This window comes from Kitasatospora sp. GAS204B (genome assembly GCF_029892155.1).
Classification (GTDB): Bacteria; Actinomycetota; Actinomycetes; order Streptomycetales; family Streptomycetaceae; genus Kitasatospora.
In genome coordinates this window covers 1-22,611 of sequence record NZ_JARZAG010000039.1, presented here as the reverse complement: position 1 = coordinate 22,611, position 22,611 = coordinate 1, and the positions used below count along the sequence as shown (strand labels likewise).

The 22,611-nt window shown below is 73.4% G+C and carries 20 protein-coding genes; 6 read left to right on the top strand and 14 right to left on the bottom strand.

The window, feature by feature from the left end:
* Positions 1–57 precede the first annotated feature (57 nt).
* From P3T41_RS33705 to rimP, 3 genes are all read right to left on the bottom strand, one after another.
* Positions 58–351 (bottom strand): YlxR family protein, encoded by a 294-nt coding sequence (locus P3T41_RS33705; RefSeq protein ID WP_280694458.1) that lies wholly within the window; start codon positions 349–351, stop codon positions 58–60.
* Positions 352–431: 80 nt separating this feature from the next.
* A complete protein-coding gene (gene nusA / locus P3T41_RS33700; protein ID WP_280694431.1) occupies positions 432–1,445 on the bottom strand; it encodes a transcription termination factor NusA in 1,014 nt (337 codons plus the stop codon).
* A gap of 31 nt (positions 1,446–1,476) precedes the next feature.
* Positions 1,477–2,046, bottom strand: a complete 570-nt coding sequence (gene rimP, locus P3T41_RS33695) for a ribosome maturation factor RimP (RefSeq protein WP_280694430.1) — start codon at positions 2,044–2,046, stop codon at positions 1,477–1,479.
* Positions 2,047–2,345: 299 nt separating this feature from the next.
* Here rimP and P3T41_RS33690 point away from each other — a divergent pair, with 299 nt between their 5' ends.
* Together P3T41_RS33690 and P3T41_RS33685 are read left to right on the top strand one after the other, a co-directional pair.
* Entirely contained in the window at positions 2,346–3,392 is a 1,047-nt protein-coding gene (locus tag P3T41_RS33690) for a ferritin-like domain-containing protein (protein ID WP_280694429.1), read from the top strand.
* Positions 3,393–3,479: 87 nt separating this feature from the next.
* Positions 3,480–4,403, top strand: a complete 924-nt coding sequence (locus P3T41_RS33685; RefSeq protein WP_280694428.1) for an aminoglycoside phosphotransferase family protein — start codon at positions 3,480–3,482, stop codon at positions 4,401–4,403.
* Here the strand turns inward: P3T41_RS33685 and P3T41_RS33680 are convergent.
* From P3T41_RS33680 to P3T41_RS33635, 10 genes are all read right to left on the bottom strand, one after another.
* Entirely contained in the window at positions 4,400–4,969 is a 570-nt protein-coding gene (locus P3T41_RS33680) for a GNAT family N-acetyltransferase (protein WP_280694427.1), read from the bottom strand. The two genes, P3T41_RS33685 and P3T41_RS33680, sit on opposite strands and share 4 nt — an antisense overlap.
* A gap of 41 nt (positions 4,970–5,010) precedes the next feature.
* The gene (locus P3T41_RS33675) at positions 5,011–5,886 is read right to left on the bottom strand and encodes a GNAT family N-acetyltransferase (protein ID WP_280694457.1); all 876 of its coding nucleotides are present in this window, start codon (positions 5,884–5,886) and stop codon (positions 5,011–5,013) included.
* A 34-nt stretch (positions 5,887–5,920) separates the two neighbouring features.
* A complete protein-coding gene (gene ispG, locus P3T41_RS33670; RefSeq protein WP_280694426.1) occupies positions 5,921–7,081 on the bottom strand; it encodes a flavodoxin-dependent (E)-4-hydroxy-3-methylbut-2-enyl-diphosphate synthase in 1,161 nt (386 codons plus the stop codon).
* Between the two features lie 117 nt (positions 7,082–7,198).
* A complete protein-coding gene (locus tag P3T41_RS33665) occupies positions 7,199–8,506 on the bottom strand; it encodes a site-2 protease family protein (RefSeq protein ID WP_280694425.1) in 1,308 nt (435 codons plus the stop codon).
* Between the two features lie 72 nt (positions 8,507–8,578).
* Positions 8,579–9,823, bottom strand: a complete 1,245-nt coding sequence (dxr, locus tag P3T41_RS33660; protein WP_280694424.1) for a 1-deoxy-D-xylulose-5-phosphate reductoisomerase — start codon at positions 9,821–9,823, stop codon at positions 8,579–8,581.
* A gap of 85 nt (positions 9,824–9,908) precedes the next feature.
* The gene (locus P3T41_RS33655; RefSeq protein ID WP_280694423.1) at positions 9,909–10,295 is read right to left on the bottom strand and encodes a hypothetical protein; all 387 of its coding nucleotides are present in this window, start codon (positions 10,293–10,295) and stop codon (positions 9,909–9,911) included.
* 63 nt (positions 10,296–10,358) lie between these two features.
* Positions 10,359–11,336 carry a hypothetical protein gene (locus P3T41_RS33650; protein WP_280694422.1) on the bottom strand — a complete coding sequence of 326 codons (978 nt, stop codon included), beginning with the start codon at positions 11,334–11,336 and terminating at the stop codon, positions 10,359–10,361.
* Between the two features lie 279 nt (positions 11,337–11,615).
* Positions 11,616–13,058 carry an aldehyde dehydrogenase family protein gene (locus tag P3T41_RS33645; protein WP_280694421.1) on the bottom strand — a complete coding sequence of 481 codons (1,443 nt, stop codon included), beginning with the start codon at positions 13,056–13,058 and terminating at the stop codon, positions 11,616–11,618.
* Between the two features lie 155 nt (positions 13,059–13,213).
* Complete coding sequence (locus tag P3T41_RS33640) at positions 13,214–14,839, bottom strand: PucR family transcriptional regulator (protein ID WP_280694420.1); 1,626 nt, start codon at positions 14,837–14,839, stop codon at positions 13,214–13,216.
* 213 nt (positions 14,840–15,052) lie between these two features.
* Positions 15,053–17,176 carry an ATP-binding protein gene (locus P3T41_RS33635; RefSeq protein ID WP_280694419.1) on the bottom strand — a complete coding sequence of 708 codons (2,124 nt, stop codon included), beginning with the start codon at positions 17,174–17,176 and terminating at the stop codon, positions 15,053–15,055.
* A 277-nt stretch (positions 17,177–17,453) separates the two neighbouring features.
* Here P3T41_RS33635 and gabT point away from each other — a divergent pair, with 277 nt between their 5' ends.
* The 3 genes from gabT (at position 17,454) to P3T41_RS33620 (ending at position 20,493) form a co-directional block, all read left to right on the top strand.
* Positions 17,454–18,812 carry a 4-aminobutyrate--2-oxoglutarate transaminase gene (gene gabT / locus P3T41_RS33630; RefSeq protein ID WP_280694418.1) on the top strand — a complete coding sequence of 453 codons (1,359 nt, stop codon included), beginning with the start codon at positions 17,454–17,456 and terminating at the stop codon, positions 18,810–18,812.
* Positions 18,813–19,057: 245 nt separating this feature from the next.
* Complete coding sequence (locus P3T41_RS33625) at positions 19,058–19,912, top strand: phosphatase PAP2 family protein (protein ID WP_280694417.1); 855 nt, start codon at positions 19,058–19,060, stop codon at positions 19,910–19,912.
* Between the two features lie 80 nt (positions 19,913–19,992).
* Positions 19,993–20,493, top strand: coding sequence for a MarR family transcriptional regulator (locus P3T41_RS33620; protein ID WP_280694416.1), 501 nt, complete (start codon positions 19,993–19,995; stop codon positions 20,491–20,493).
* On the opposite strand, the gene P3T41_RS33615 is transcribed toward P3T41_RS33620, so the two are convergent.
* Positions 20,450–21,397, bottom strand: a complete 948-nt coding sequence (locus tag P3T41_RS33615; protein WP_280694415.1) for an EamA family transporter — start codon at positions 21,395–21,397, stop codon at positions 20,450–20,452. The two genes, P3T41_RS33620 and P3T41_RS33615, sit on opposite strands and share 44 nt — an antisense overlap.
* A gap of 133 nt (positions 21,398–21,530) precedes the next feature.
* Here P3T41_RS33615 and P3T41_RS33610 point away from each other — a divergent pair, with 133 nt between their 5' ends.
* Positions 21,531–22,469, top strand: a complete 939-nt coding sequence (locus P3T41_RS33610; protein ID WP_280694414.1) for a LysR family transcriptional regulator — start codon at positions 21,531–21,533, stop codon at positions 22,467–22,469.
* Positions 22,470–22,611: the final 142 nt, after the last annotated feature.

Genomic DNA, 22,611 nt, shown 5'->3' with positions numbered 1-22,611 from the left:
CACCGGCGGAGGTCGTGCCCTGCGGGCGAACCCGCGGTCCAGCTGGATCCGCTGGGCTCAGGACGCCGGGGCGCTCACTGCCCCGGCCTCGACCCGCTGCCGTAGCGACTCCGTGTCGAGCGTGCCCTGGAGCCGGAAGGCCCTGGGGAACGCCCGGCGGCGGACCGCCAGGTCGAGGCAGGCCGGATCGGGGTGCAGGTACGCGCCCCGGCCGGGCAGCGAACCGCGAGGATCGGGGACGCAGACGCCCTCGACCGCCGTGACTCGCAACAGCTCGTGCTTGGCCGCTCGCTTGCGGCAGCCCACGCAAGTGCGTTCAGGGCATGCGCGGACACGCGTCCGGCCGGACACCATCAAGTCTACCCCTCCGCAGGGACTGACCGCGGCCCCGTCGATCAGGCCGGGGTCGCTGCTCTCGGATGACAACACGACTACTCGGCGTGGGATTCCCCGTCCGAGCCGTCCTGCGAGCCCTCGGTGTCCGGGCGGATGTCGATCCGCCACCCCGTCAGCCGGGCGGCCAACCGGGCGTTCTGGCCCTCCTTGCCGATCGCCAGCGACAGCTGGTAGTCCGGCACGATCACCCGGGCGGAGCGCTGGGCGTAGTCCACGATCTCGACCTTGGTCACCCGCGCGGGGGACAGCGCGCTGGCCACCATCTCGGCCGGGTCCTCGGACCAGTCGACGATGTCGATCTTCTCGCCGTGCAGCTCGGCCATCACGTTGCGCACCCGGCCGCCCATCGGGCCGATGCAGGCGCCCTTGGCGTTCAGACCCGGGCGGCGCGAGTACACGGCGATCTTGGTGCGGTGGCCCGCCTCGCGGGCGATCGCGGCGATCTCGACGGAACCGTCGGCGATCTCCGGGACCTCAAGCGCGAAGAGCTTGCGCACCAGGTTCGGGTGGGTCCGCGACAGCGTCACCGAGGCGCCGCGCACGCCGCGGCGCACCGCCACCACGTAGCTGCGCAGCCGGGTGCCGTGCTTGTACTCCTCGCCGGGGACCTGCTCCTGCGGGGGCAGGATGGCCTCCAGCTTGCCGATGTCCACCAGCACGTTCTTCGGGTCGTTGCCCTGCTGGACGACACCGGTGACGATGTCGCCCTCCTTGCCGGCGTACTCGCCGAAGGTCTGGTCGTCCGCCGCGTCGCGCAGCCGCTGCAGGATCACCTGCTTGGCGGTGCTGGCGGCGATCCGGCCGAACCCGCTCGGGGTGTCGTCGAACTCCTTGGGCTCCACGCCCTCCTCGAGCTCGTTCGCGTCCTCAAGCGCCCACACGGTGACATGGCCGGTCTTGCGGTTCAGCTCGACGCGGGCACGACGGCGCGAGCCCTCGGTCCGGTGGTACGCGATGAGGAGCGCCGACTCGATCGACTCGACCAGCAGGTCGAACGGGATGTTCTTCTCGGTCACCAGCCCACGCAGGGCACTCATGTCGATGTCCACGGCTACGCCTCCTCTGCTCTTCGGTTCTTGCTCACTGCTCGTCTGCAGCGTCGTCGTTGTCTTCGTTGTCGCCCTCGGCAGCGTCCGTGGCGTCGGCGTCGTCGGCGAGCAGCTGCTCGTCCTCCTTGCGGTTGAACTCCACCTGGATCCGCGCCTTGACGATCTCGGCGAACTCCAGGCGGCGCTCCTTGGCACGGCCGCGGCCCTTGACCGGCTGCACCTCGACCAGCGCGCCGTCCTCGTCGCTCGACAGGATCCGGGCGACGATCTCGTCGCCCTCGGTGAGCTGCACCTTCACCAGCCGGCCGGCGTTGCGACGCCAGTGCCGGGGCGCGGTGAGCGGACGGTCCACGCCCGGGGAGCCGACCTCCAGCACGTACGCGGTATTGCCCATCAGGTCGCTCTCGTCCAGCGCCTTGCCGACCTCACGGCTGAACTCGGCGATCGCGTCGAGGTCCACGCCGCCGTCCGCGTCCACATCGATCTGCACCTGGCGGCGACTGCCTGCCTGGCTCACCTTGAGGTCCTCAAGGTCCAGACCCGCGCGCTCGGCCAGCGGCTCCAACAGGGCACGCAACCGATCGGTGGGGGTGGTGCTCATCCGGGTGACTCCTCGGCCGCGTCTGCTGTTGTCAGAAGGTCGTAACTCGCCCAAAGCCTATCGGGTCGACCCCCGAACCGCCGATTCCGGGCACACCGGGTGCCGGCCGGAGACACCTCGGAACCGGCCCCGGCCTGGGCTGCGTCAGCCACTGACGATACGGTCCAGGCGGGCGGGCACAACTCTTTCACGCTGTGTACACGGGTGACCGTGGCGCGGACGACGTTGCGGCCCTGCACCCGGCAGACCAGCCGCGGGGGGCGTTCGGCGACTTCCGCATGACCTCATGGAGCGCGTCGATGCAGTCCCCCAGCCGGCGGACCTTCCTGGCCACCGGGGCGCTGGCCGCCGCCGGACTCCTGGCCGCCTGCACCGCTTCGGGTGGGAAGTCCAAGGCCGGGGGCAGCGCCGCCGGCGGGGCCGGGAAGACCGACCCCGACCTGCCGCTGCGCACCCGGGCGGTGGCCGCCACCGATGCGCTGATCGCCCAGTACTCCGCGGCGCTGGGCCCCGGCAGCGGCGCGCCCGCCTCGCCGCTCGCGCAGCTGCGTGCCGACCTGGAGACCCAGCGGACGGCGCTGGCGGCGGGACTGCCGGCCGGCCGCCCCGCCTCCTCCTCAGCGTCACCGAGCGCTCCCGCCGCGTCCGCCAGCCCGACTGTCAACGCCCCGGGATCGCCGGCCGGGTGGGCGCCGCTGGCCACCGCCGAGCTGAGCTGCGCGCAGGGCCGGTTGGCCGACCTGGCCGCAGCCTCCCCGGAGCTGGCCCGGCTGCTGGCCTCGGTCTCGGCGGCCGGCGCGGTGCACGCCGCCCACCTGGGCGACACCGCCCCGTTCCCCGCCGACACGGCGTCAGCCGTCCCCTCCCCCAGCGCGAGTGGCACCCCGTCAGGCGGCCTGACGGCCGGGGCGGTCACCGCGCTGCAGGCCGCACTGGCCGGCGAGCACACCGCCGTCTACGCCTTCGGGGTGGTCGGCGCCCGGATACCCGTGGGCCCCCAGCGGGACGACGCCCGCGCCTGCTACGCCGTCCACCAGGCCCGCCGGGACGCCTGGCAGCGGATGCTGGCCGGCGCCGGCGCGACCCCGGTTGCCGCCGCCCCCGGCTACCAGCTGCCGTTCGCCGTCCCGGACGCCACCGCGGCCGCCAAGCTGGCCGGCACCATCGAGGCCCGGCTGACCGCCGTCTACGCCGATCTGGTGGCGGCCGGCAGCGGCTCGCTGCGGCTGGCCGGCGCCACCGCGCTGCGCGAGTGCGGCCTGCAGGCCTACCACTGGGGCGTCGACGTCGGAGCCCTGCCGGGGATGCCGGCAGGGACCGCCGCCACCGCCACCGCGAGCCCCTGACCAGTGCGCGGCTTCCCGTCCGCGCGACCCTCGATGGCCGACAATGGACGGGGTACCACCAGGGGGCGCACCGGACGGAGGACCGGCATGTCGGCAACAGCAGGGCAGTTCAGCGTCCCGGACCGACTGCGCGAGAGCGTGCTGGCCCGCCAGGGCGAGCCGGGCGCCCGCTGGCTGGCCGCGCTGCCGGACCGGGTCGCCCACCGGCTGGCGCGGTGGGACCTCACCCTGGACCGGATCGCCGAGCCGGGCGGCCGGCTCAGCGTGATCGGCTACGTCCGGCGGGCGGACAACACGCCGGCCGTGCTGAAGGCCGGTCTGATCACCCCGGAGACCGCGCAGGAACACGCCGCGCTGAGCCAGTGGGCCGGCCGCGGCGCCGTCCTGCTGCTGGACGCCGACCCGGCCGAGGGCTTCCTGCTGCTGGAGCGCCTGCACGGGGACATCCCGCTGCGCTCGCTGGTCGAGGCGAAGGCGATGCTGGAGGCCTGCGGCCTGCTGCGGCGCCTGTGGACCAGGCCCGCCGACGGCCACGCCTACTCCTCGGTGGCCGAGCACGTCGCGGTCCGCGCCGCCTGGCTGCGCGAGCACCCGGCGGCGGCCGATCAGCTGGACGCCCGGCCGCTGGTGGACGCGGCGCTGCGCACCGCCGAGGAGTTGCTGGCCTCCGGCGACGAGGCCTTCCTGCTGCACGGCGACTTCCACCACGGCAACGTGATGGCCGCCGACCGCGCCCCGTGGCTGGCCATCGACCCGCAGCCGCTGGTCGGCGAGCGCGCCTTCGACCTGGCCTGGCTGGTGCAGGACCGCAAGGAGACGCTGGCCGCCGCGGCCGGCCCCGAGGGCGCGGTGCGGCGCCGCCTGCACCAGCTGTCCGAGGCGCTGGAGGTGGATCTGGACCGGCTGCGCGGCTGGACGCTGTTCCGCAGCGTCGCCGCCGGGATGGCGGCGCTGGCCGGCGGCGACCGCAGCGGCGCCGAGCGCTACCTGGAGTTCGCCGGCCGCCTCTAGCGGAAGTCCGGTCCGCGGTCGGTCCGGTCGAGCAGCGGCAGCCGGGCGCCCATCACGACGTACGGGCGGTCGGTGTTCGGGAAGCGCACCGGGCGGGCCAGGTCGCGGTAGCCGAGCGAGCGGTAGAGGCGGCGGGCCGGGGTCTCGGCGTCGATCGCGGACAGGATGCTGCGCGGCAGCCCGGACCGTTCGCACAGGGTGCGGATCAGGGTGCTGCCCAGGCCCCGGCCCTGGAACTGCGGCAGCACGTGCAGCTCGGTGACGGCGAACACGCCGTCCAGCCAGTCGCCGTGGCCGCGCGCCTCCAGATGCGGCTCGATCACCGTGCTCCACCAGTGCTCGCGCTGGTTGGGCATGCCGTAGCCGAAGCCGACCAGTTGCCCCGCGCTGAGCGCCCCGAGCGCGATCACGCCGGGCTGCAGCGCGTGCCGCCCCACGATGTGCAGCCGGACCGCGACCTCCTCCGGCGAGAGCCCGAAGGCCGCCGACTGCACCTCCAGTGCGTACGGTGCCCAGGCCGCCAGATCGATCGGCTGGACGGTCACCTCGGTCAGCTGCTGCTCCATGCCCGGGACGTTACTCCAGCACCGCCCGGAAAATCAGCGAGCTAGAAAAGCACCGACATGAACGCGCCCACCTCGCGGAAACCCACCCGGTGGTAGGCGGCCCGGGCGGCCAGGTTGTAGTCGTTCACGTAGAGGCTGACCACCGGGGCCACCTCGCGCAGCGCGATCTCCAGCACGGCGGCCATGCCGCTCTCGGAGAGCCTGCGGCCGCGGTGGGCGGGGGCCACCCAGACCCCCTGGATCTGGCAGGCGCCCCGGGTGACCGCGCCGATCTCGGCCTTGAAGACGACCTCGCCCTGTTCCGAGATCCGTGCGAACGAGCGGCCGCCGCCCACCAGTTCGGCCACTCGGGCCTGGTAGAGCAGCCCGCCGTCACCGGCCAGCGGGGAGACCCCGACCTCCTCGGTGAACATCGCCACGCAGGCCGGCATCAGCAGGTCGAGCTCGTCCCGGCGGACCCGGCGGACCAGCGGGTCGGCGGCCACCTCGGTGGCGGGCTCGGTGGCGGCCATCAGCGGCTGGTGGCCGCGGACTTCGCGGGCCGGCCCCCAACTGCGCTCCAGCAGCGCCCAGAGCGCGGCGGTGGACTCGGCCGGGCCGACGATCGAGGAGCAGCGCCGCCCCTGGCGCCGGGCCCGCTCGGCGAAGGCGCGCACGGCCTGCGGACCGGCGTTGATCGGCACCAGGTTGGCTCCGGCGTAGCAGAGCGACTCCAGCCGGCCGTTCTGGTCGAACCAGCCCCACATCTCGCCGCCGAGCCGCCACGGGTCGAGGCCGACCGCCTCGACCCGGGTGGCGACGAAGGCGTTGGCGACCGGGTCCCGCCGCAGCACCTCCAGGGTGTCGGCCAGGTCCGGGCCGTCCAGCACCCGGGTCGCGGCCAGGCTGCGGGCAGCCTGCAGCGCACCGGGCAGCATCACACCTCGATCGAGCACAGCGCCTCACCCACCGTCAGTCGGCGGCGATCACGGTCGGGGAGCCGGACTCGACGCCGTCGGCCTGCATCTGCTCGGCGAGCTTGAGGGCCTCCTCGATCAGGGTCTCGACGATCTTCGACTCGGGCACCGTCTTGATCACCTCGCCCTTGACGAAGATCTGGCCCTTGCCGTTGCCCGAGGCCACACCGAGGTCGGCCTCCCGCGCCTCACCCGGACCGTTGACGACGCAGCCCATGACGGCGACCCGCAGCGGCACCTCCATGCCCTCCAGGCCGGCGGTGACCTCCTCGGCGAGCTTGTAGACGTCCACCTGGGCCCGACCGCAGGACGGGCAGGAGACGATCTCCAGGCCGCGCTGACGCAGGTTCAGCGACTCCAGGATCTGGTTGCCGACCTTGATCTCCTCCACCGGCGGCGCGGAGAGCGAGACCCGGATCGTGTCCCCGATCCCCTCGGCCAGCAGCGCACCGAACGCGACGGCCGACTTGATGGTGCCCTGGAAGGCCGGGCCGGCCTCGGTCACGCCCAGGTGCAGCGGGTAGTCGCACGCCGCCGCGAGCTGCCGGTAGGCGTTGATCATCACGACCGGGTCGTTGTGCTTCACCGAGATCTTGATGTCCCGGAAGCCGTGCTCCTCGAAGAGCGAGCACTCCCAGAGCGCCGACTCGACCAGCGCCTCGGGGGTGGCCCTGCCGTACTTCTCCAGCAGGCGCTTGTCCAGCGAGCCGGCGTTGACGCCGATCCGGATCGGCGTGCCGGTCTGCGAGGCCGCCTTCGCGATCTCGCCGACCTTGTCGTCGAACGCCTTGATGTTGCCCGGGTTCACCCGCACCGCCGCGCACCCCGCGTCGATCGCCGCGAACACGTACTTCGGCTGGAAGTGGATGTCCGCGATCACCGGGATCTGCGACTTCTTCGCGATGATCGGCAACGCGTCCGCATCGTCCTGCGAGGGCACCGCCACCCGCACGATCTGACACCCCGAAGCGGTCAGCTGCGCGATCTGCTGCAGCGTCGCGTTCACATCCGAGGTCAGCGTGGTGGTCATCGACTGCACCGAGACCGGCGCGTCACCACCCACCGGAACGTTGCCGACCATGATCTGACGCGAGTGGCGCCGCTTGGCCAGCGGCTTCAGCGGCAGGGACGGAATACCGAGCGAGATCGCGGTCATGTGCGCAGGGTTCCCCGGAGTAGAGGTGACGGACGCCGGGTGTGCGGTGATCGCGCACCCGGCGTCCAACGGTACGGCACCCCGCAGGGCGCCCACGCACGCCCCCTGAGCGGTGGGCTAGGTGATCTTGACCGGGTTGATCACGTCGGCGATCAGCACCAGCAGGGTGAAGCCGATGAAGATGCTGGCGACCACGTACGCCAGCGGCATCAGCTTGGCCACGTCGAACGGACCCGGGTCCGGACGCTTGAAGAGCTTGGCGGCCTGCCGCCGGATCGACTCCCAGACCGCCCCGGCGACGTGCCCGCCGTCCAGCGGCAGCAGCGGCAGCATGTTGAACAGGAAGAGCGAGAGGTTGATCCCGGCCAGCAGGTTGACCATGACGGCGATCCGCTGCGAGGCGGGCAGGTGCAGCGCGAAGACCTCGCCGCCGACCCGGGCCGCGCCGACCATGCCGACCGGGGAGTCGGGCTGGCGCGGGGTGCCCTTGACCACCGAGTCCCAGAGCCCGGGGATCTTGCCGGGCAGCGCGACCAGCGAGTGGATGCCGGTGTCGGCCATGTCCGACATCTTGCTCAGGCTCTCGTCGAAGCCGAGCTGGACCACGCCGGTGGTCGGGCTGATCCCGAGGAAGCCGGCCGTCACCGGCGCGGCGCCGGGGATCGGGTCGCCGTACTTGTCCAGCTTGGCCAGCTGGTTCTTGGTGATCTGCGCGGTCAGGGTCAGCTGCTGGCCGCCGCGCTTGACCACGATCGGCACGGTCTTGCCGTAGGAGTCGCGGATGTCGTTGGAGAGCTGCTGGTAGTTGTGGATCGCGTTGCCGTCGAAGGAGACGATGCTGTCGCCCGCCTTCAACCCGGCCGCGGCGGCCGGGGACGGCGTCGCGCCCTTGGCGCAGGTGTCGTTGGTCTGGCTGGCCGGGACCACGCACTGCGAGACCGAGCTGACGATCGGCAGCGACTTGGGCACCCCGAAGCCCATCATGGTGACCAGGAAGAGCCCGAAGGCCAGGATCAGGTTCATGAAGGGCCCGGCGAACATCACGATGACCCGCTGCCAGGGCTTGCGGGTGTAGAAGAGCCGGTTCTCGTCGCCGGGCAGCAGCTCCTCGTAGGAGGCCTCGCGGGCGTCCTCGATCATCGAGCGCCAGGGCGAGCTGCTGCGCTTGGTGATCCGGCCGTCGTCGCCCGGCGGGAACATCCCGATCATCCGGATGTAGCCGCCGAACGGGATCGCCTTGAAGCCGTACTCGGTCTCGCCCTTCTTGCGGGACCAGATGGTCGGGCCGAAACCGACCATGTACTGCGGCACCCGGATCTTGAAGAGCTTGGCCGTCGACAGGTGGCCGAGCTCGTGCCAGGCGATCGAGACGAGCAACCCGACGAAAAAGACCACGATGCCGAGCACCGTCATCACTGCAGTCACCGCTGGTCCTCCGTCATGTCGCTCCCGTTCGCCATCCTGCACCCGGCCGCCGTGCCGCGTAAGGCCACGGCGTCAGCCCGCCGCCAGCTCGCGGGCCCGGGCCCGGGCCCAACCCTCCGCATCCAGGACGTCCTCGACGGTCAGAGAAGTTCCCCGCGCCGCCCCACCACCGTCGTGCTGCCCGTGCTCGGCGACCACCTTGGCGACCGTGTCGACGATGCCGGTGAAGGCCAGGCGCCCGTTCAGGAAGGCGTCCACGCACTCCTCGTTGGCGGCGTTGAAGACGGCCGGTGCCGTGCCGCCGAGCGTACCCACCTCGCGGGCGAGCGCGACGGCCGGGAAGGCCTCGTCGTCCAGCGGGAAGAAGTCCCAGCTGGCGGCCTTGGTCCAGTCGCAGCCGGGGGCCGCGTCCGGCACCCGGTCGGGCCAGCCCAGGCCCAGCGCGATCGGCATCCGCATGTCCGGCGGGCTGGCCTGGGCCAGGGTCGAGCCGTCGGTGAACTCCACCATCGAGTGCACCACCGACTGCGGGTGGACCACGACGTCGATCCGGTCGAACGGGATGTCGTAGAGCAGGTGCGCCTCGATCACCTCCAGGCCCTTGTTGACCAGGGTCGCCGAGTTGATCGTCACCACCGGGCCCATCGCCCAGGTCGGGTGGGCCAGCGCCTCCTTCGGGGTGACGCCGGCCAGCTCGTCCCGGCCGCGGCCGCGGAACGGGCCGCCGCTCGCGGTGACCACCAGGCGGCGCACCTCGCGCGCGGTGCCGGCGCTCAGCGCCTGGAAGAGCGCGGCGTGCTCGGAGTCCACCGGCACGATCTGGCCCGGCTTGGCCACCGCCTTGACCAGCGGGCCGCCGACGATCAGCGACTCCTTGTTCGCCAGCACCAGCACCCGTCCGGCCCGCAGCGCGGCCAGCGTCGGGGCCAGGCCGATCGAGCCGGTGATGCCGTTGAGCACCGAGTGGCAGGGCAGCTGGGCCAGCTCGGCGGCGGCCTCCGGGCCGGCCAGCACAGCGGGCAGCGGCCGGCCGGCGGCCCGGTCGGCGAGTGCGGCGCGCAGCGGCGCCTCGGCCTCGGCGCGGGCCACCGCCACCGTGTGCACGCCCAGCCGGAACGCCTGCTCGGCGAGCAGCTCGACCTGCCCGCCGCCCGCCGACAGCGCGACGACCCGGAACCGGTCCGGGTTGCGGAGCACGATGTCGATGGCCTGGGTGCCGATCGAGCCGGTCGAGCCGAGGATGACCAGCTCCCGAGGACCTGACGGGTCGTCGACGGCCGGAGTGAAGCGCAGCTGCGGGTGGGCGAGCGAGTTCATGGGCTCCATTGTGGCGTGCCGGGAGCGGTGGCCACAGCCGGACCGCCGCCGACCCGGTCACCACCGGGCCGGGCGCCCGGCCCGCTCAGCCGACGACCACGGTGACCTGCCAGGCGTGCCCGGCACCGTCCTGGCTGCTGAGGCGCACGCTGCCGGGGCCCGCCCCGTGGAAGAGCGCCGGAGTGACGCCGAGCGGCGCGGTCAGCGGCAGGTTGGCAGCCGGGGCCAGCACGGTGGGGTCGGAGCTGGTGACCGCCGACCAGTGGCCGCTGCCCGAGGCGGTCAGGAAGACCGTCAGCTGGGCGCCGGCGGCCAGGCAGAACGAGCCGCTGTCGGTCTCGGCCAGGGTGCCGGCGGTGTGCGGCAGCACCGCGTCCCCGGGCGCCTGGCAGGCGGCGGGGTGGCGGGCGGGTGAGCCGCAGGCGGTGAGCAGCAGCGGGAGCAGCGCCAGCGCGCTGACGGTCCGTCGCATCGGGGCCTGCCTCCAGGGGAAGCGGGGTGGCCCGCCGCACGGCGGGCCACCCCTGACGGAGCGTCAGTTCTGGTTGGTGGCGCTGGTGTAGGAGGTGACGCAGCCGCCGGCGCCGCCGCTGAAGTTGTTGCTCCAGAGCGACTGGACGGCGAAGTTCGCGCCGTTCAGGCTGGCGATGGACGAGGCGCCCTGGCCGCTGGAGACCCAGGCGCACTTGTCACCGGTCTCCGCACCCGTGCTGTCCACCCAGCCGCTGCTGGGCGCCGGGTCGGTGAGCGTCTCGGCGTACTCGTGACCGCCCACGATCGTCACGCCCTCGGTCGCGCTGTTCACCCCACTGCTGCCGGTGGCCACGAAGCCCGCGCCGCAGCCGGCACCGGCGTCGGAGACGTACGGCATGTTGGTGTAGGGCAGGTCGGCGCCGGTGGAGGTGCTGGTGTGGTCGTGCCAGGCGCAGTACTGGGTCTTGAAGCCGGAGGGGACCACGCCGTGCGCGGCGTCCACGATGATCTGCACGTTGTCACCGGAGACGCCGAAGTGCGCGGCTGCCTTGACCGCCTCGGCGGCGATCGCCGACTGGCCGGGCTTGGCGGGGGCCTTGACCGAGCTGTCCAGCCAGGTGCCCGCCACCGGGTTGCTCGCCGGGTGCCCCACGTGGGTGCCGGAGCTGCCGCACTGGGTGGTGCCGACGGCCACGCCCTGGCAGTACTGGGTCTGCGAGTTGGACCAGGTGTCGCCGCTGCCGTAGGCGTGCTGGAAGAAGGAGAGCTGGAGCGCGGCCTCGCCGGAGGGGTCGTTGGTGACGGTGGAGCCCGTGCCCCACTGGTTACCCCAGTAGACGACGTAGATCTTCTGGTTGGTGACGATGTTGCCGCCGCCGTAGGCCAGGTTGTTGCCGCTGGCGGTGGCGGCGGTGGTGCGGGTGTGCAGCGCGTGGCCCGCGGTTTCGGGGGCCTGGGCGCCGGCGGGGGCGGCGACGAGCAGGGCGGCGGCGGTGAGCGCGACGGCCACGCCGGCGGAGTGCTTGATCGAACGCAGCAAGGTGATGCCCTTCGAATGGGGTGGTCGATGGGGCCCTGTGGTGCGGCCGGAGCCCGCCGGGGTGGTGCGGGCATGACTGAGGGCGGCCGCGCCTGTGGGGGTGGCGCCGATCCGTGGGGGAAGTACCCGGTGGGGGGCCGGGCAGCCGCGAGCGTAACCAGCTGACCAGGACCGGTCAAGGGAACCAACGGGTAAGGAAATCTTGGAACTTGCTGGGTGTCCGGACAGCAGGAACCCCCGCCATCGAGCAGCGATGGCGGGGGTTCTGGTGACGCTCCGTCAGAGATCGAGGCCGGTCAGCACCAGGACCTTCTCGTAGGTGAAGTCGCCCATCGCGTACTTGACGCCCTCGCGGCCCACGCCGGAGTCCTTGACACCGCCGTACGGCATCTGGTCCGCGCGGTAGGACGGCGCGTCGCCGATGATCACACCGCCGACCTGCAGCTCGCGGTGCGCCCGGAACGCGGTCTGCACGTCGTGCGTGAAGACGCCGGCCTGCAGGCCGAACGCGGAGTCGTTGACGGCGGCGAAGGCCTCGTCGGTGGACTCGACCCGGTGCAGCGACAGCACCGGGCCGAAAGCCTCGGCGGTGGCCAGGATCGCGTCGGCGGGCAGCTCGGCCAGCACGGTCGGGGCGTAGCTCGCGCCCTGCCGGGTGCCACCGGTGAGCACCTTGGCGCCCTTGGCGACGGCGTCCGCCACCCACTCCTCGACCCGCCTGGCGGCGTTCTCGTCCACCAGCGGACCGACGTCGGTGGCGTCGTCCGCCGGGTCGCCGGTGACCTGGGCCTCGACCTTGGCCAGCACCTTCTCGGCCAGCACGTCGTACACCGCGGCGTCCGCGATCACCCGCTGCACCGAGATGCAGGACTGGCCGCCCTGGTAGTTGGCGAACGTCGCGATCCGGGTGGCGGCCCACTCCAGGTCGGCCTCCGAGGACCAGTCGGCCAGCACCACGGCGGCGGCGTTGCCGCCGAGCTCCAGGGTCACGTGCTTGCGCGGCACCGAGTCCATGATCTGGTAGCCGACCTTGTCCGAACCGGTGAACGAGATCACCGGCAGCCGGTCGTCCTGGACCAGCGCGGGCATCTTGGCGTTCGCCACCGGCAGCACGCTCCAGGAGCCGGCCGGCAGCTCGGTCTCGGCCAGCAGCTCGCCCAGCAGCAGGGCGGAGAGCGGGGTGGCCGGGGCCGGCTTGAGGATGATCGGGGCGCCGACCGCGATCGCCGGGGCGACCTTGTGCGCCACCAGGTTGAGCGGGAAGTTGAACGGGGCGATGCCGAGCACCACGCCCTTGGGGAACCGCCGCACCACCGCGAAGCGGCCGGTGCCGCCCGGGTCGGTGTCCAGGCGCATGGTCTCGCCGTTGGTCCGGCGGGCCTCCTCGGCCGCCCAGCGGAAGACCGAGGCGGCGCGGCCCACCTCACCGCGGGCCCACTTGATCGGCTTGCCGTTCTCGGCGGTGATCAGGCGGGCGATCTCCTCGGCGCGCTCGGCCAGCCGGCGGGCCACGTGGTCCAGCGCCGCGGCGCGCACGTGGGCGGGGGTGGCGGCGAAGACCGGCAGGGCGGCGACGGCGGCGTCGACCGCCTCGTCCACCTGGGCGTCGGTGGGCACGCTGACCGTGCCGACCAGGCTGTCGTCAAAGGGGTGGCGGACCTCGAAGCTGGTCTCGCCGGTCTCCTGGCGGCCGGCCAGCCAGAATGCGTGGGTCGTGGTCACGGTGGTACCGGCCCTCTCGTCGCAGTGGTGTTCCCTGCCAACGGTAGGGGCACCACCGGGCGAACCGGATTGGCCGAGGTGGCGCAATGCCCCGCATTTCGCCTGCCAAAATGGCCGGTTGCTCCCGGCCTCGGCGCGGCCGATCGCCGGATGGGCTACTCCTCGCCCGAGCGCAGCGCCAGCCAGAGCTCCATCCGCACGTCGGTGTCGTCCAGCGAGCGGCCGAGCAGCTCCTCGACCCGGCGCATCCGGTAGCGCAGGGTGTGCCGGTGCACCCCGAGGTCGGCGGCCGCGGCGTCCCACTGGCCGTGCCGGGAGAGCCAGGCGCGCAGCGAGGCCACCAGGTCGCCGCGGGCGGTGCGGTCGTGGTCGCGCAGCGGGCGCAGCAGACCCTCGGCGAAGGCCGCCACCGCCTCCTCGCCGAGCAGCGGCAGCAGCGAGCCGGCGCCGACCTCCTCGTGGCCCACCGAACGACGGCCGCCGCGCAGCGCCACCGCCAGCGCCCGCTCGGCCTGTGCGTAGGCGCCGCCGGCCTCCTCGACCGCGGCCGGGGCCGAGACACCGAGAGCCAGTCCCTCGTGCTCCTCGACCGCGCCCAGGCAAGCCCGGTGCACCGCGCCGCCGTCCACCGCGAGCAGCACCAGCCGCTCGGGGTGCGCCGCACCGTCCTTGCCGTCCTTGCCGTCCCTGGCGTCCTTGCCGCTCGGCTCGCGGGCGACCAGCAGCTTCTCGCCGGCCCGGCCGCCGGCCTGCTCGGCGCGCTCGGCCAGCTCGGTCAGGTCGTGCACCGGCGCCTCGCCCTCCGCCTTCTCCGCACCCGGTGCGGCACCCGCCACCAGCACGCGTATGGTGCCCTCGGGCAGGCCGCCGAAGAGCCCCGTGGCGACCTGCCGGGCCGTCGGCACCTGCCCGGCCAGCACCAGGCGCAGCAGCGCGGCGCCCATCCGCTCCTCCGCGTGCCGCAGCTCGCGCGAACGCTCAAGGGTGAGGGTGAGCAGGGCGACCGCCGCGTTCAGCACGTAGCGCTCGGTCGGGCTGATCCGGTCCTCGGTGCCCACCGCGAGGAAGCCGCGGGCCCGGCGGTCGGCACCCAGCGACTGGACCACCACGAAGTCCTCGTCGGCGGTGTCGAAGCCGGGCGCCCGGCCCTGCAGCGCGGCGCTGGCCGGGGCCGGCCGGCGGCGCAGCCGGTCCACCTCGGAGGCCAGCCGGGCGGCCCGGCGGGCCGCCCAGTCGGGCGCCACCACCGAGAGCGCGCCCGAACTGTCGTAGAGCGCGGCCCAACCGCCCAGGCGGGCGGCCAGCCGGCGGACCACCGCCGCCGTGCCGTTCTGGCCGAGCGCCGCCCGGGTCAGCTCCTCCTGCGCCTCGAAGCTGGTGGTCACCGCCTCGTACTGCTCGGCCGCCAGCGCCGCCGAGACCGCCTTGCTGATCGCGATGAAGGGGGTCGGCTCGGGCACCCGCAGCAGCGGCAGGCCGCGCTGGGCGGCCGCGTCCACCAGGGGCTGCGGCACCTCGGTGTGCGACAGGCCGACGCCCAGGCCCAGGCCCACCACGCCGGCGTCGGCCAGCCGGTGGACGTAGGCCTGCAGGTTCTTGGCCCCGGCGCCCAGCTTGATCCCGGTGGTGAGCAGCAGCTCGCCGCCTTCGAGGAAGGGCGTGGGGTCGTCCAGCTCGCTGGTGTGCACCCAGCGGACCGGGCGCTCCAAGTGGTCCGCTCCGGCCAGGACCGTGAGGTGGAGCGAGGAGTTGCGCACGACGGAGGCGAGTGTGGGGGGCATGGCACCTTCGGTGGGACGACCCGACGGCCTCGTTGCGGCCGGGCGGCGGAGTGCGGTTCGACTCTCATTATGGACGCTGCGGACAAGCCGTGGCACCAAATCCACCGCAGCGTAGCTAACCGAATGCCGATCGAACACCGACGGTCCGTCAGATCGCCGCGCGCTCCGCGCCGATCAGCCGCGCCGCTCAATTGCGGCGAGCAGTTGCGCGAATCAGTTGCGCAGGTCCACCAGCAGCGGCGGCACCTGCTCACCGCTCACCGAGGTCAGCGAGACCACCGCGTGCCCGGCCGGCAGCGCGTGCGCCAGCTCGGAGGGCGACCAGCGCTGCCGCTCCACCTCCCGGGTGGTCACGCTCTCGGTCTGCGCCGTGGTCCCCGACAGCGCCTTGCGGGCCAGCCGCCCGGCCTTGCGCAGCATGCCACCCGAGGTGTCCGGGGCCAGCGTCACCGCCCGCTCGCGCACCAGCACCGTGCCCCAGGCCTCGGAGAACAGCTTGCCGTCCCAGGGCGCGATCCCCGGGAAGGCCATCCGGCACCCCACCGCGCCGAACAGCGGCACCCGCAGCGCCTCCGGCAGGTCCACCAGACTGCGCAGCAGCAGCACCGCCCCCGCGTTCGCCCCCGGCAGCCGGCGCAACCCCTGCACGGCCCCCGCGTCCAGCGCCGCCGAGGCGTCGTCCAGCACCAGCCCCGCGAACAGCGAACGGTCCTCCCGGGCCACCGCGGCCTGCAGGAACTGGCCGGCCACCAGCCGCGACAGGATCCGGGCCGCCTCCGGGTGCCCGCGCTCGGGCAGCTTCACCCGCACCCGCAGCGGATGCTCCAGCGCCCGCATCGCGAAGGCCGGCTTGGCACCGGGCCCGGCCGGCTCGAAGCAACCGGCGAACGCGGGCCGGTCCAGCAGCGCCAGCCGGTCGGCCAGCAGCACCCCCGGGTCGTCCGCCTGCCCCTGCCGGGCGCGCCGCTGCTGCACGTCCGGCTCGTGCAGGGCCAGCACCTCCTTGGCCCGCAACTGCTCGACCAGCCGCTCCCAGCTCCCCTCGTCCCCGCCGAGCAGCGCCCGCAGCTCCCGCACCCCCGGGTAGCGCCCGTAGCCCGCGTGGAACGGCCCGACCACCTGCTGCAGCGCCATCCGCGCGCCCTGCGCCCGCGAGGACAGCTCGTCCGGCAGCAGCGCGTCCGCCAACCGGGCCGCCGCCGCGTCCTGGTCGGCGGCCGCCCCGTACAGGTCCAGCCCGTACGCCGAGGCCGGATCACCCGGCGCGATCACCACGTCGTACCCCGCCTCCGGCCCCAACTCGGCCTCGGCCGCCCCCACCACCACCACGCACGCCGACCGCGCCAACGCCTGCAGGCAGAGCGCCTCCGCCACCGGCCGGGCCAGCCGCGCCGTCTTGCCCGTCCCCGCCGGCCCCACCGCCAGCAGCGAGGTCGCCAGCACCTCCCGGTCCAGTGCGAACCCGGCCCCCCGGTGCGCCGCCGGATTCTTCGGCACCTCCTGCGCCGTCCCCAACCGCACCTGTCCCAACAGCAGATCGTGTTCCGCCACCCGCCCCGGCAGATCCCGCGCCTCCGACGGATGCGCACACGCCGCCGCCCCCCGCACCGCCACCTGCTCCCCGAACGCCCCGACCAGAGCCGGCTCGGCGAGCACCTCCCGCCAGACCCGGTGGATGCGCACGTAGTCGACATCACCGACCCGCCCGGCCCGGGTGTCCCCCTCCACCACGGCGAGCGCCTGACCGAGGCCGGCCTGGCGCAGCTCGGCCCAGGGGTCGAGGGCAGTCGTCCCCTCGGTGGCCGGTGCGACCGGTGCGCCGTCCTCCGTCGTGATCGCACGGGCACGCAGCAGCGAGATGTGGTCCTTCACCGCAGCGGGCGTCAGGTAGCGGCGGTACACCTCCTTCCAGCGCCCCATCCGGCCGAACAGCGCGATCGAGAAGGCCACCACGACGCCGCGGGTCAGATATTCAGCGAAGACGATCTGAGCATCCGTCGGGTTCGGCGGCCAGATGGTCAGCTTCACCGCATAGAGCACCAGCAGAGTGCCGTACTTGTAGGTCAGTCCGGCCGCGAACAGATTCAGCAGGGCGCGGACCAGCAACGGCCAGGCGGGTACCGTCGCGTCCTCGGTCGTCGCCCCGTCGACCGGCCGGTACCCCAGCCGATAGATCCCGACCTCAGCCGCCGGCCTGCTCCGGGCGACCCAGTCGGCCAGCGCGAACCCCGGGTCCGTTCCCGTGGCGCGTGGCAGTTGGGCCGGCATCTGGCCGGCGGCCGCCGCAGGGTCCGGCACCAGCTCCGTCCGCCCGCCCTGTCCGCCGTCCAGTCCCATTGCGGCCCCGCTCCCTTGCCCCGACCTGCCCGGCTGAGTGTTACCCATGCCGCCCGGCGGGCGACACCCCGCGCTCAATGTAGTGGAGGGGGCGGCCGGGGCCGGTGGTCGTCCGCCGGGTGGGTGGTGGTGGCCGGGCAGGACAAGTCGGACGGCGCAGTGCGCCCGACCGGCGCATGCCGGGGCCGGGGCGGCGGCCGTAGCCTGCGAAGACCGAAAGACGCGTCAGCGCAACCATGAAGAACCAGAACAAGCCGAGCCGACTGGAGATAACCCTATGAGCGCCGCACCGCTGCTCCCGCAGGAGCGCCGCCTGGTCACCGCGATCCCCGGCCCGAAGTCGCAGGAGCTGCAGGCCCGCAAGCTGGGCGCGGTGGCGGCGGGCGTCGGGACCACCCTGCCCGTGTACGTGTCGCGCGCCGGCGGTGGGGTGCTGGAGGACGTGGACGGCAACAGCCTGATCGACTTCGGCTCCGGCATCGCCGTGGTCAACGTAGGCAACAGCGCCGAGGCCGTGGTCGCCAAGGCGAGCGAGCAGCTGGCCGCGTTCACCCACACCTGCTTCATGGTGACCCCGTACGAGGGCTACGTCGCCGTCGCCGAGCAGCTGAACGAGCTCACCCCCGGCGACCACGACAAGCGCACCGCGCTGTTCAACTCGGGTGCCGAGGCGGTGGAGAACGCGGTCAAGATCGCCCGCGCGTACACCAAGCGCACCGCCGTCGTGGTCTTCGACCACGGCTACCACGGCCGGACCAACCTGACCATGGGTCTGACGGCGAAGAACATGCCGTACAAGCAGGGCTTCGGCCCGTTCGCGCCGGAGATCTACCGGGTGCCGGTCGCCTACCCGTACCGCTGGCTGACCGGTGCGGAGAACTGCGCCGCCGAGGCCGCCGCGCAGGCGATCGACATGATCAACAAGCAGATCGGCGCCGAGAACGTCGCGGCGATCATCATCGAGCCGATCCAGGGCGAGGGCGGCTTCATCGAGCCGGCCAAGGGCTTCCTGCCGGCCATCGTCGAGTACGCGAAGGCCAACGGCATCGTCTTCGTCGCGGACGAGATCCAGACCGGCTTCTGCCGCACCGGCCAGTGGTTCGCCTGTGACGACGAGGGCATCGTCCCGGACCTGATCACCACCGCCAAGGGCATCGCAGGCGGTCTGCCGCTGGCCGCCGTGACCGGTCGCGCCGAGATCATGGACGCCGCGCACGCCGGCGGCCTGGGCGGCACCTACGGCGGCAACCCGGTGGCCTGCGCCGCCGCGCTGGGCTCGATCGAGACCATGAAGACGCTGGACCTGAACGCCAAGGCGCAGCGGATCGGCGAGGTGATGCTGGGTCGCCTGCGGGTGATGCAGGAGAAGTTCGACGTGATCGGCGAGGTCCGCGGGCGCGGTGCCATGATCGCCATCGAGCTGGTCAAGCCGGGCTCCAAGGAGCCGAACCCGGAGGTCACCGCCGCGGTGGCGAAGGCCTGCCACGCCGAGGGCCTGGTGGTGCTGACCGCCGGCACCTACGGCAACGTGCTGCGCTTCCTGCCGCCGCTGGTGATCCCGGAGCACCTGCTGACCGAGGGCCTGGACATCATCGAGGGCGCCTTCACGCTGCAGGGTGCGACCGCCGGCGTCTGAGGCCGACCGCCAAGGGGCCGCTCAGCCCCACGCTCAGCCCCGCGCGCATCCGTCGGATCATCTGACTGACGACGCGTCAACTCTCGCTCACGGTGCGCCCGGTCCGATCCTGGACCGGGCGCACCGTGGGTTCGGTCGGCGACGCTTCACCGGCCGTGGAGGTTGCACCACATCAGGTGAAGATGCTGTGCGAACCCTGGCAGGCCCGGCCCGCCGGGAATCCGCTTGACGTAATGTCATGGCAGATGGACAGCGAGCCTCAACCAGCGGTCGGCCAGCCGATCCGCGAGGACAACCAGGCGCCCCCAACGGCGCCGCCACAGGACCGATCGACCGGCCGTCCGGCCCACACCCCCCGGGGCGCGCGGAGCGGCGATCACCCAGGCCGCCCCGGAGCTCTCCCCCCCGCTCCGGGGCGGCTCCTGCATGTCCTGACCCACCCGCTGGCGAGCCTGCGCGACAGCCCGCTGACGCCGCTGCCGCTCGCCCTGGTGCTGGCCCTGGTCTCCTGGCAGGTCGCGGTCGGCGGGCCGCTGCTCGGCCTGGACCGCTGGGTGCGCCACTGGGTCGGGCAGTCGCACGACGCCCTGCACAGCGGCCTGCTCAACTGGCTCGGCCAGCTCTTCTCGGACCTCGGCAGCACGGTCCCGGCGATTCCGGTGCTGCTCGGCGCCGGCGCGCTGGCCGCCTGGCGAGCCCGGCGGGCCGGGATTCGGCGCTGGTGGCTGCCACTGCTGCTGGCCCCGCTCGCGGCACTGCTGATCCCGCTGCTGGTGGTACCGGCGAAGGCGTACTTCGCGCGCGGCGGCCCGCTCGGCCAGCCCGTCGCGCCGGGCTCCTGGGGCTGGTACCCGTCCGGGCACACCACCACGGCCTGCGTCGGCTACGGGGTCGGGGGCCTGCTGATCGGCCGCACCCTGCCCCGGGCCGGACGGCGCCCGCTGTACGCGGCGATGGCGCTGCTCGGGCTGGCGGTCGGGCTCGGGCTGGTCTGGTGCACCTACCACTGGTTCCTGGACGTGCTGGCCGGCTGGTGCCTGTCCGCCCTGGTGCTCTGGGCGCTGGCCAGGTGGCTGCCGTTGACCGACCGGCAATACTGAGCCTGGCTCATCATGTGGCTGGCTCGCTACCCGCCCCGGACGCTACCCTGGGCCCACTTCCCCCGCCGAGGAGCCCCCGCATGACCAGCTCGCCCACCGAACCCTCCACCCTCGGCGCCGGGGCGCCCGACGGGGCGGCCGAGCTGGCCGACGAGCTGACCAGGGCGATGAAGCGGATCCGGCACCGCACCATGGACCGCCTCGAGCCCTACGGTCTGACGCCCGGCCAGGGCCGCGCGCTGCGGGTGCTCGCGCACGCCGAGCGGCGCGAGACGCCCGGGCGGGCGATGCGGCTGAGCGAGCTGGCCGACCGGCTGAACGTGGCCCCGCGCTCGGCCACCACCGTGGTGGACGCGCTGGAGCAGGGCGCGCTGGTGCAGCGGGTGCCCGATCCGGTGGACCGGCGCTCGGTCGGCCTGGTGCTGACCGCCGCCGGCCGGGCGGCGGTGGAGCGGTTCGCGCAGGTCCGCCAGGAGGTCGCCGAGGAGTACTTCCGCAGCACCGACCCGGCGGACGTCGCGGTGATGCTGCGCGTCCTCAGGGCCGCGGAAGCGGCGCACGGGCAGTCGACGGTCCGCTAGCGGCCCCGGCCCCGCGGGTCGGGCGCAGACGACGGCGCACCCGGTCCAGGTACTCGGGCCGCACCGCGCTGAGCCCGATCCCGGCGATCACCAGCAGCGCCGCGCCACCTGCCAGCGGGGTGATCGCCTCGCCGAGCAGCAGCCAGGCCGAGGTCATCCCGAAGACCGGGACCAGCAGCGAGTACGGGGCGACCGCGCTCGCGTCGTACTCGCGCAGCAGGAAACCCCAGGCGCCGAAGCCGAACAGGGTGGAGAGCAGCCCCACGTAGCCGACCGCGCCCAGCCCCACCGGGGTGATCGAGACCAGCGCGTGCAGATCGGCACGCGGGCCCTCGACCAGCAGCGACAGGACGAGCAGCGGCAGCGGCGGCACCGCGCTCACCCAGACCATCCAGCGCAGCAGGTCCGGCGGCGCCGCCTTGCGGGTCAGCACGTTGGACAGCCCCCAGAACACGGCGGCCGCGATGACCAGTGCGAAGGCCTTGGCCGGCCCGCCGGACCCGTTGTCCAGGGCGGCGAGCGCGATGCCCGCGGTCGCCAGCGCCAGCCCGGCGATCCGCTGCGGGCCCGGACGCTCGCGCAGCATCCCCGCCGCGAAGAGCGCGGTGCAGACGGCCTGGCCCTGCAGCACCAGCGAGGAGAGCCCGGCCGGCATCCCGGCGTGCATGCCGAGGAAGAGCGAGCCGAACTTCAGCACCCCGAGCACGAAGCCGACCGCGAGGACCCAGCGCCAGGCCACCTTGGGCGGCCCGACGAAGAAGACCGCTGGCACGGCCACCACGGCGAACCGCAGCGCGCAGAAGAGCAGCGGCGGGAAGTTCTTCAGGCCGACGTCGATCAGCACGAAGTTCACACCCCAGACGGCGGTGACCAGTACGGCCAGGGCGATGTGACGAGGACTCATGGCACCGGTGGTGCCCGCAGGACGCGGTTCGGCTGGCATGTCCCGAGGATGTCCCGAGCACACCGTTCAGCACCAGCGAAGAATGCTGAACCCCACTGTTCACCGCTGCTAACCAGTGGCCCATAATCGGACCATGCTTGATCTGGGACGGCTGCGCGCGCTGCACGCGGTCGCGGTGCACGGCTCGGTGGGCAAGGCCGCCGCCTCGCTCGGCTTCACCTCCTCGGCGATCTCGCAGCAGATCTCCAAGCTGGAGCGGGAGACCCGCACGGTGCTGCTGGAGCGGCAGGGCCGCGGCGTGGTGCTGACCGACGCGGCACGGGAGTTGGCCGCCACCGCGCAGCGGGTGCTCGCGCTGGTCGAGCAGGCCGAGGTGACGCTGGAGCACCAGCGCGGCCAGGCGGTCGGCCAGTTGCGGGTGGCCGCCTTCGCCACCGGGGCGCGCGGCCTGCTCCCCGGGGCGCTGGCCGAACTGCGGCGGACCTGCCCGGAGCTGGAGGTCCGGGTCCTGGAGACCGACCCGTACCTGGCCACCGAACTGGTGGCGCGCGGCGAGGTGGACCTGGGACTGGTGCAGGACTGGGCCTCGGTGCCGGTGCCGGTGCCCGACGGCCTGTCCCGGCTGAGCCTGGGCCTGGACCCGGTCGACCTGGTGCTGCGCGCGGAGCACCCGCTGGCGGCACTCCCCGTGGTCCCGGTGGCCGAGCTGCGCGGGCAGCGCTGGACCAGCGTCCCGCCGGGGAACATCTGCCACGACTGGCTGGTGAACACCATGCGCGAGGTCGGCGAGGAGCCCGATGTGCTCTACCAGGTCGGTGAGTTCGAGACCCAGATCGCGCTGATCGCGGCGGGCCTCGGGGTCGGCCTGGTCCCCCGGCTCGGCCGCGGTGAACTGCCGCCCGGTGTGGTCGCCCGGCCGGTGCTGCCGGAGCCGACCCGCCGCGTCTTCACGCTCTGGCGCAGCCAGGCCTCCCGCCGCCCGGCGATCACCGCCGCACTGGACGCACTGCGCCGTCACTGGCCGATCCGGCACGCGGCGACCGGGCCGGCCGGGCCGGACGGGCCGGACTGACGGAGCCCAGCACCGCCACCCCACAACCAGCCGGCGACCAGCCCTAGGGGCAATACCGGTGACTTTGGTGGGTTCTGGTCGTTGGGTGGGGTATGCCAAGGCCGGGTCAGTTGAAGTCGTCGGGGGTTGATCGGTTCTCGGA

Bases quoted from the DNA above. Each gene is read 5' to 3' on its own strand.
- rimP (WP_280694430.1), bottom strand. From the start codon at position 2,046: ATGAGCACCACCCCCACCGATCGGTTGCGTGCCCTGTTGGAGCCGCTG.
- P3T41_RS33690 (WP_280694429.1), top strand. From the start codon at position 2,346: ATGCAGTCCCCCAGCCGGCGGACCTTCCTGGCCACCGGGGCGCTGGCC.
- P3T41_RS33685 (WP_280694428.1), top strand. From the start codon at position 3,480: ATGTCGGCAACAGCAGGGCAGTTCAGCGTCCCGGACCGACTGCGCGAG.
- P3T41_RS33680 (WP_280694427.1), bottom strand. From the start codon at position 4,969: ATGGAGCAGCAGCTGACCGAGGTGACCGTCCAGCCGATCGATCTGGCG.
- P3T41_RS33675 (WP_280694457.1), bottom strand. From the start codon at position 5,886: ATGCTGCCCGGTGCGCTGCAGGCTGCCCGCAGCCTGGCCGCGACCCGG.
- ispG (WP_280694426.1), bottom strand. From the start codon at position 7,081: ATGACCGCGATCTCGCTCGGTATTCCGTCCCTGCCGCTGAAGCCGCTG.
- dxr (WP_280694424.1), bottom strand. From the start codon at position 9,823: ATGAACTCGCTCGCCCACCCGCAGCTGCGCTTCACTCCGGCCGTCGAC.
- P3T41_RS33655 (WP_280694423.1), bottom strand. From the start codon at position 10,295: ATGCGACGGACCGTCAGCGCGCTGGCGCTGCTCCCGCTGCTGCTCACC.
- P3T41_RS33640 (WP_280694420.1), bottom strand. From the start codon at position 14,839: ATGCCCCCCACACTCGCCTCCGTCGTGCGCAACTCCTCGCTCCACCTC.
- P3T41_RS33635 (WP_280694419.1), bottom strand. From the start codon at position 17,176: ATGGGACTGGACGGCGGACAGGGCGGGCGGACGGAGCTGGTGCCGGAC.
- gabT (WP_280694418.1), top strand. From the start codon at position 17,454: ATGAGCGCCGCACCGCTGCTCCCGCAGGAGCGCCGCCTGGTCACCGCG.
- P3T41_RS33625 (WP_280694417.1), top strand. From the start codon at position 19,058: ATGGACAGCGAGCCTCAACCAGCGGTCGGCCAGCCGATCCGCGAGGAC.
- P3T41_RS33620 (WP_280694416.1), top strand. From the start codon at position 19,993: ATGACCAGCTCGCCCACCGAACCCTCCACCCTCGGCGCCGGGGCGCCC.
- P3T41_RS33615 (WP_280694415.1), bottom strand. From the start codon at position 21,397: ATGAGTCCTCGTCACATCGCCCTGGCCGTACTGGTCACCGCCGTCTGG.
- P3T41_RS33610 (WP_280694414.1), top strand. From the start codon at position 21,531: ATGCTTGATCTGGGACGGCTGCGCGCGCTGCACGCGGTCGCGGTGCAC.